The organism is Streptomyces sp. NRRL S-455 (assembly GCF_000717875.1).
GTDB lineage: Bacteria > Actinomycetota > Actinomycetes > Streptomycetales > Streptomycetaceae > Streptomyces.
This window is the reverse complement of the sequence record NZ_JOCT01000044.1, coordinates 24,686-32,179: the sequence shown is the minus strand read 5'-3', so window position 1 is coordinate 32,179 and position 7,494 is coordinate 24,686. Positions and strand designations below refer to the sequence as shown.

At 70.1% G+C, this 7,494-nt stretch carries 6 protein-coding genes; 4 read left to right on the top strand and 2 right to left on the bottom strand.

What is annotated here, in order from left to right; genetic code table 11:
• On the bottom strand, nt 1-434 hold a 434-nt coding region (locus IE97_RS0136690), incomplete at its 3' end, for a PPOX class F420-dependent oxidoreductase (RefSeq protein WP_199809856.1).
• A gap of 177 nt (nt 435-611) precedes the next feature.
• Here IE97_RS0136690 and IE97_RS0136685 point away from each other — a divergent pair.
• Nucleotides 612-1,334: a helix-turn-helix domain-containing protein gene (locus IE97_RS0136685; RefSeq protein WP_199807091.1), complete on the top strand. Its 723-nt coding sequence runs from the start codon at nt 612-614 to the stop codon at nt 1,332-1,334.
• Between the two features lie 17 nt (nt 1,335-1,351).
• On the opposite strand, the gene IE97_RS0136680 is transcribed toward IE97_RS0136685, so the two are convergent.
• On the bottom strand, nt 1,352-2,377 hold the full coding sequence (locus IE97_RS0136680; RefSeq protein ID WP_030251387.1) for an ATP-dependent 6-phosphofructokinase: 1,026 nt from the start codon (nt 2,375-2,377) through the stop codon (nt 1,352-1,354).
• 194 nt (nt 2,378-2,571) lie between these two features.
• Between IE97_RS0136680 and pta the strand changes: the two genes are divergently transcribed.
• The 3 genes from pta to pyk all read left to right on the top strand — a co-directional run bounded on the left by pta (nt 2,572) and on the right by pyk (nt 7,386).
• Nucleotides 2,572-4,674, top strand: a complete 2,103-nt coding sequence (pta, locus tag IE97_RS0136675) for a phosphate acetyltransferase (RefSeq protein WP_030251385.1) — start codon at nt 2,572-2,574, stop codon at nt 4,672-4,674.
• Entirely contained in the window at nt 4,671-5,885 is a 1,215-nt protein-coding gene (locus tag IE97_RS0136670) for an acetate kinase (RefSeq protein ID WP_030251382.1), read from the top strand. The genes pta and IE97_RS0136670 overlap by 4 nt, the downstream gene beginning before the upstream one ends.
• 73 nt (nt 5,886-5,958) lie before the next feature.
• Nucleotides 5,959-7,386, top strand: a complete 1,428-nt coding sequence (gene pyk / locus IE97_RS0136665; protein ID WP_030251379.1) for a pyruvate kinase — start codon at nt 5,959-5,961, stop codon at nt 7,384-7,386.
• Nucleotides 7,387-7,494 lie beyond the last annotated feature (108 nt).

Sequence of the window (7,494 nt, the reverse complement as noted above, 5' to 3'; positions counted from 1 at the left end):
ACCCCCGCCCGGAACGGCTCCACACCCCGCAGCATCCGCACCCGCGTCGGCTCGATCAGCAGCATCACCCGGCGCTCCCCGGGCAGCAGCCACGGGTACCGGTCCTCTCCGAGGTACTTGCGCGCGAGCCGGTCCATCGCCCGCTCGGCCTCCTCACCCTCCACGAACCGGACGACCTTCCCCCGGATCTCGGCCCGGTCGTACGGGTTCTCCGGGTCGTGGTGGGACAGCGAAACGTATGGATTGCGCCGCAGGTTTTCCTCCTTCACCCGCCCGATCGAGGTGTTGACCATGACGTACTCCCCTTCGATGTCCGCCCACATGGGCGACACCTGAGGCGCTCCGTCCGCACCCACCGTCGCGAGGTGCCAGAAGTTCGTCGCCAGCAGACGTTCGCGAATATGCCCGTTGAGCTTGCCGTTCACGTTTCCCACCGCCTTTCCGGGCCCGCGTTCGCCGGCCCGGCGCCATCCTCACCCCCGTCCCGCCCCGGCGGACAAGACGATCTTCGGCCCCGATCGAACCCACCGGTAGCCGTAGCTTCCTACAATCCGTGTTCCTGGCCGAACAGTCCGTAGTCGCCGCGGTCCCCCGCCCCTAGCTTGTGGCGCGTGCGCCGACCTTCACACCGTCCGAGCGAGCCACCCCCTACACCCACACCCCCGCCCTTCAACGCCCGCGCGGCACGCCGCCTGCGCGCGGCCCTGGGCATGACTCCGGAACACGTCGCCCACGACATGCGCGTCTCGTACGGGCACCCCCGCATCACGCCGGACGACGTCATCGCCTGGGAACGCGGTGCCGCGGCCCCGGCCGGCTCCGAACTCACCGCCCTCGCGGGCGTCCTGTGGTGCTCGCCCGGCGAACTCATCGGCAGACCCCGCACCCTGCGCGAGCACCGCATCGCCCGCGGCCTCGCCCCCGAGGACGTGGCCCGTGTCGTCGGGCACGAAGTCCACGCCTATCTGCGCATGGAGGAGACCGACACCTGGCGCGGCACCGACCGCCAGTCCGCCGCGCTCGCCGACCTGCTCGGCCTCCGGCTGCCCGACTTCGTCACCGTCACCGGCCGCGACGCCAGACTCGGCGACCTGCTGCGCAGCGCCGTCACGACCCGCTGGCAGGCCTACGTACGCCCGCTTTCGAAGGTCGTGCCCCTGGAGCGGCGATTCCTGGAGAACGCCCTCCACGCCCTGCACCGGGACTACCAGGGGCACATGGCGGCCACCCTGAGCCGGGGCGGCGGCAGCTCGGACGCCGGCGACACGGCCCGCGACTTCCTCGACCGGATCGTCGACCACTTCTGGACGAGAGTGAAGGAGAGACCCGCCTAGATCCAGCAGAGCCCGGCCTAGAACACCGACTCGGCCTCGTCCATCCGGTCCTTCGGCACCGTCTTCAGCTCGGTGACCGCCTCCGCGAGCGGCACCATCACGATCTCCGTCCCGCGCAGCGCGGTCATCTTGCCGAACTGCCCCTGGTGCGCGGCCTCCACCGCGTGCCATCCGAAGCGCGTGGCGAGCACCCTGTCGTACGCGGTCGGCGTACCGCCGCGCTGGACGTGGCCGAGAATGACCGGCTTGGCCTCCTTGCCGAGGCGCCGCTCCAGCTCGTGGGCGAGTGCGGTGCCGATACCGAGGAAGCGCTCGTGGCCGAACTGGTCGATCTCGCCCTTGCCGTAGTCCATGGAGCCCTCGGCGGGGTGCGCGCCCTCGGCGACACAGACGACCGCGAACTTCTTGCCGCGGGCGAAGCGCTCCTCGACCATCGTCGCGAGATCGGCGGGGTCGAACGGACGCTCCGGCAGACAGATGCCGTGCGCACCGGCCGCCATCCCCGACTCCAGCGCGATCCACCCCGCGTGGCGTCCCATGACCTCGACCACCATCACCCGCTGGTGGGACTCGGCCGTGGTCTTCAGGCGGTCCATCGCCTCGGTGGCGACCCCCACCGCCGTGTCGAACCCGAAGGTGCGGTCCGTGGACGAGATGTCGTTGTCGATCGTCTTCGGGACGCCCACGACCGGCAGGCCCGCGTCGGACAGCATGCGGGCCGCCGTCAGCGTGCCCTCGCCGCCGATCGGGATCAGCGCGTCGATACCGAACTCGTGGATCATGTCGGAGGCGTTGGCGCAGGCCTCACGGAGACGGTCGCGCTCCAGCCGGGACGACCCGAGGATGGTGCCGCCGCGGGCGAGGATGCCGCTGACCGCGTTGAGGTCGAGGCTGCGGTAGCGGCCGTCCAGCAGGCCCGCGTAACCGTCTTCGAAGCCGATGACCTCGTCCCCGTAGTTGTCGACCGCCCGGTGCACGACCGACCGGATTACGGCGTTCAGGCCGGGGCAGTCGCCGCCTGCGGTGAGAACTCCGATACGCATCGTGCTGTGTCTCCTGCTCGCTGTGGACACCGGTGAGCTTCTGCCGATTGTTTCACGCTCCGCGGCCCGGTCAGGTACCCACTCTGACGGGCGCCTTATCCATCGACGGAGGTATTGTCAAGGCGTTCCGCTCACCTCGATGGGCGATTTTTTGCAATTCTCGACGTACCACTGAGACGAAACGGAGAGCCCGCGTGACCCGCAGCGTGTACGTGACCGGCATCGACCGCGGCGACGGACGCCAGGTCGTCGAACTGGGGGTCATGGAGCTCCTCACCCGACAGGTCGACCGGGTGGGCGTCTTCCGCCCCCTGGTCCACGACGGGCCCGACCGCCTCTTCGAGCTGCTGCGCTCCCGCTACCGGCTCACCCAGGACCCGGCGACCGTCTACGGCATGGACTACCACGAGGCGTCCGCGCTCCAGGCCGAGGCCGGCACGGACGAGCTGGTGTCCACGCTCGTCGACCGCTTCCACCTGGTCGCCCGCGACTACGACGTCGTCCTGGTCCTGGGCACCGACTACGCCGACACCCAGCTCCCGGACGAGCTGTCGCTCAACGCCCGGCTGGCGAACGAGTTCGGCGCGTCCGTGATCCCGGTGGTGGGCGGCCGCAAGCAGACCGTGGAGTCCGTGCTCGCCGAGACGCGCAACGCCTACCGCGCCTACGACACCCTCGGCTGCGACGTCCTGGCCATGGTCACCAACCGGGTCGCCCGCGAGGACCGCGACGAGATCGCCGGCCAGCTGGACTCCAGGCTCCCCGTGCCCTGTTACGTCCTGCCCGACGAGCCGGCCCTCTCCGCCCCCACCGTCTCGCAGATCAGCCACGCCCTGGGCGGCAAGGTGGTGCTCGGCGACGACTCGGGGCTCGCCCGGGACGTGCTCGGTTTCGTCTTCGGCGGCGCGATGCTGCCGAACTTCCTGAACGCCCTGACCCCGGGCTGCCTCGTCGTCACCCCGGGCGACCGCGCGGACCTGGTGGTCGGCGCGCTCGCCGCGCACAGCGCCGGCACCCCGCCGATCGCGGGCGTGCTGCTCACCCTCGACGAGGTACCCGGCGACGACATCCTCACCCTCGCCGACCGCCTCGCCCCCGGCACCCCGGTGCTGTCGGTGGCCGGCACCAGCTTCCCCACCGCCGAGCAGCTGTTCTCCCTGGAGGGCAAGCTGAACGCGGCCACCCCCCGCAAGGCGGAGCGGGCCCTCGGCCTGTTCGAGCGGTACGCCGACACCGCCGACCTGGCCCGCCGGGTCTCCGCGCCCAGCAGCGACCGCGTCACACCGATGATGTTCGAGCACAAGCTGCTGGAGCAGGCCCGCAGCGACCTGCGCCGGGTCGTCCTGCCCGAGGGCACCGAGGAGCGTGTGCTGCACGCCGCCGAGGTGCTGCTGCGCCGCGGCGTGTGCGAGCTGACCCTGCTCGGCCCGGTCGACCAGATCCGCAAGAAGGCCGCCGACCTCGGCGTCGACCTCGGCGAGTCCCAGCTGATCGACCCGACCGACTCCGACCTGCGCGACGTCTTCGCCGAGAAGTACGCGACGCTGCGCGCCCACCGCGGCGTCACCGTGGAGCTGGCCTACGACGTCGTCTCCGACGTGAACTACTTCGGCACGCTGATGGTGCAGGAGGGCCTGGCCGACGGCATGGTGTCGGGCTCGGTGCACTCCACGGCCGCGACCATCCGCCCGGCCTTCGAGATCATCAAGACCAAGCCGGACGCGGACATCGTCTCGTCGGTGTTCTTCATGTGCCTGGCCGACAAGGTCCTCGTCTACGGCGACTGCGCGGTCAACCCCGACCCGAACGCCGAGCAGCTCGCCGACATCGCCATCCAGTCGGCGACGACGGCCGCACAGTTCGGTGTGGAGCCGCGCATCGCGATGCTGTCGTACTCGACCGGCACCTCCGGCTCCGGCGCCGACGTCGACAAGGTCCGCGAGGCCACCGAGCTGGTCCGGTCCCGCCGCCCCGACCTGAAGATCGAGGGCCCGATCCAGTACGACGCCGCCGTGGAGCCGTCGGTCGCGGCGACCAAGCTGCCCGGCTCCGAGGTCGCGGGGCAGGCGACGGTGCTGATCTTCCCCGACCTGAACACCGGCAACAACACCTACAAGGCCGTGCAGCGTTCGGCCGGCGCGATCGCTGTCGGCCCGGTGCTGCAGGGCCTGCGCAAGCCGGTCAACGACCTGTCCCGGGGCGCCCTCGTCCAGGACATCGTCAACACCGTCGCCATCACGGCGATCCAGGCCCAGTCCCCCGCCCCGTCCCCGAGCGAGAAGGCAGCCGCCCAGTGAGCCCGTCCCGTGTCCTCGTCCTGAACTCCGGCTCGTCGTCGGTGAAGTACCAGCTGCTCGACATGCGCGACAACAGCCGGCTGGCGGTGGGCCTGGTCGAACGCATCGGCGAACAGACCTCCCGCCTCAAGCACACCCCGGCCGGCGGCGAGAGCCGGGAGCGCGGCGGCGCCATCGCCGACCACGACGCCGCCCTGAAGGCCGTCGCCGAGGAACTCGCCAAGGACGGACTGGGCCTGGACTCGCCCGAACTGGCCGCGATCGGGCACCGCGTGGTGCACGGCGGCAAGTCCTTCACCGAGCCGACCGTGATCGACGACACCGTCCTGGCCGAGATCGAGCGGCTCATCCCGGTGGCCCCGCTGCACAACCCGGCCAACCTCACCGGCATCCGCACGGCCCAGGCGCTGCGCCCGGACCTGCCGCAGGTCGCCGTCTTCGACACCGCGTTCCACACGACGATGCCGGAGTCGGCCGCCCGCTACGCGATCGACGTCAAGACGGCCGACGAGCACCGCGTCCGCCGCTACGGCTTCCACGGCACCTCGCACGCCTACGTCTCCCGGGCCACCGCCGAGCTGCTCGGCAAGGCGCCGGAGGACGTCAACGTGATCGTGCTGCACCTGGGCAACGGGGCGTCCGCCTCGGCCGTGCGGGGCGGCCGTTGCGTGGACACTTCCATGGGGCTGACGCCTTTGGAGGGGCTCGTGATGGGTACGCGCTCCGGAGACATGGACCCGGCCGTCATCTTCCATTTGATGCGTGTTGGTGGAATGTCCGCCGACGAGATCGACACTCTTCTCAACAAGAAGAGCGGTCTGATCGGTCTGTGCGGCGACAACGACATGCGGGAGATCCGCCGTCGCGTCGACGAGGGCGACGAGCAGGCGGAGCTGGCGTTCGACATCTACATTCACCGCCTGAAGAAGTACATCGGCGCCTATTACGCCGTACTCGGGCGGGTGGACGCGGTCGCCTTCACCGCCGGTGTCGGCGAGAACGCGGCGCCCGTACGGGAGGCCGCCCTGGCGGGCCTGGAGGAGCTGGGCCTGGCGGTGGACGGCGAGCGGAACGCGGTGCGCGGCGACGAGGCGAGGCTGATCTCGCCGGAGGGCGCCCGGGTCGCGGTGGCGGTGGTACCTACTGACGAGGAATTGGAGATCGCGACGCAGACCTACGCGCTGGTAAATGGTTCGGGGAATCACACCTGAGCGGCATCCCGCCCTTTTGTATTTTCCGCCAGACGGAATATTCCGTTGCGAAACAAACCGATAGGATCGCCCCATGCGCCGTTCGAAAATCGTCTGTACTCTCGGCCCCGCGGTCGACTCCCACGAGCAGCTTGTCGCGCTGATCGAAGCCGGCATGAACGTGGCCCGCTTCAACTTCAGCCACGGCTCGCACGCCGAGCACCAGGGCCGGTACGACCGGGTCCGGGCCGCCGCCAAGGAGACCGGCCGGGCCATCGGTGTCCTCGCCGACCTGCAGGGCCCGAAGATCCGTCTGGAGACCTTCGCCGAGGGTCCCGTGGAGCTGGTGCGCGGTGACGAGTTCACCATCACCACCGAGGACGTCCCGGGCGACAAGACGATCTGCGGAACGACCTACAAGGGCCTGCCGGGCGACGTCTCCCACGGCGACCAGATCCTCATCAACGACGGCAACGTCGAGCTGAAGGTCACCGAGGTCCACGGACCGCGGGTGAAGACGATCGTCATCGAGGGCGGCGTCATCTCGGACCACAAGGGCATCAACCTGCCCGGCGCGGCCGTCAACGTGCCGGCCCTGTCCGAGAAGGACATCGAAGACCTCCGCTTCGCCCTCCGTATGGGCTGCGACCTCGTCGCGCTGTCCTTCGTCCGCGACGCCAAGGACGTCCACGACGTGCACCGCGTCATGGACGAGGAGGGCCGCCGCGTCCCCGTCATCGCCAAGGTGGAGAAGCCGCAGGCGGTGCAGAACATGGAGGACGTCGTAATGGCGTTCGACGGCGTGATGGTCGCCCGCGGTGACCTGGCCGTCGAGTACCCGCTCGAGAAGGTCCCGATGGTGCAGAAGCGCCTCATCGAACTGTGCCGCCGCAACGCCAAGCCGGTGATCGTGGCGACCCAGATGATGGAGTCGATGATCACCAACTCCCGTCCGACCCGCGCCGAGGCATCCGACGTGGCCAACGCGATCCTGGACGGCGCGGACGCGGTCATGCTGAGCGCCGAATCGTCCGTGGGCGCCTACCCGATCGAGACCGTCAAGACGATGTCGAAGATCGTCACCGCGGCCGAGCAGGAGCTGCTGTCCAAGGGCCTGCAGCCGCTCGTCCCCGGCAAGAAGCCGCGCACCCAGGGCGGTTCGGTCGCCCGCGCCGCCTGCGAGATCGCCGACTTCCTCGGCGGCCGCGGCCTGGTGGCCTTCACCCAGTCCGGCGACACCGCCCGCCGCCTGTCCCGCTACCGCGCCCAGCAGCCGATCATCGCCTTCACCACCGACGAGGGCACCCGCAACCAGATGGCGCTCAGCTGGGGCGTGGAGCCGCACGTGGTGCCGTTCGTGAACAGCACCGACGAGATGGTCGACCTGGTGGAGCAGGAGCTGGTCAAGCTCAACCGCTTCAACGCCGGCGACATCGTGATCATCACCGCCGGCTCGCCCCCCGGCGTGCCCGGCACCACCAACATGGTGCGCGTCCACCACCTGGGCGGCGGCAAGGGCTGACCGGCCGAGACCTTGATACGCGACTGAGGGCGTTCCCTGTGACGGGGGGCGCCCTCGGTCGCGTTCGTGCGTCTGTGCCCCGCCGGGTCGACACCCGGCGGGGCACAG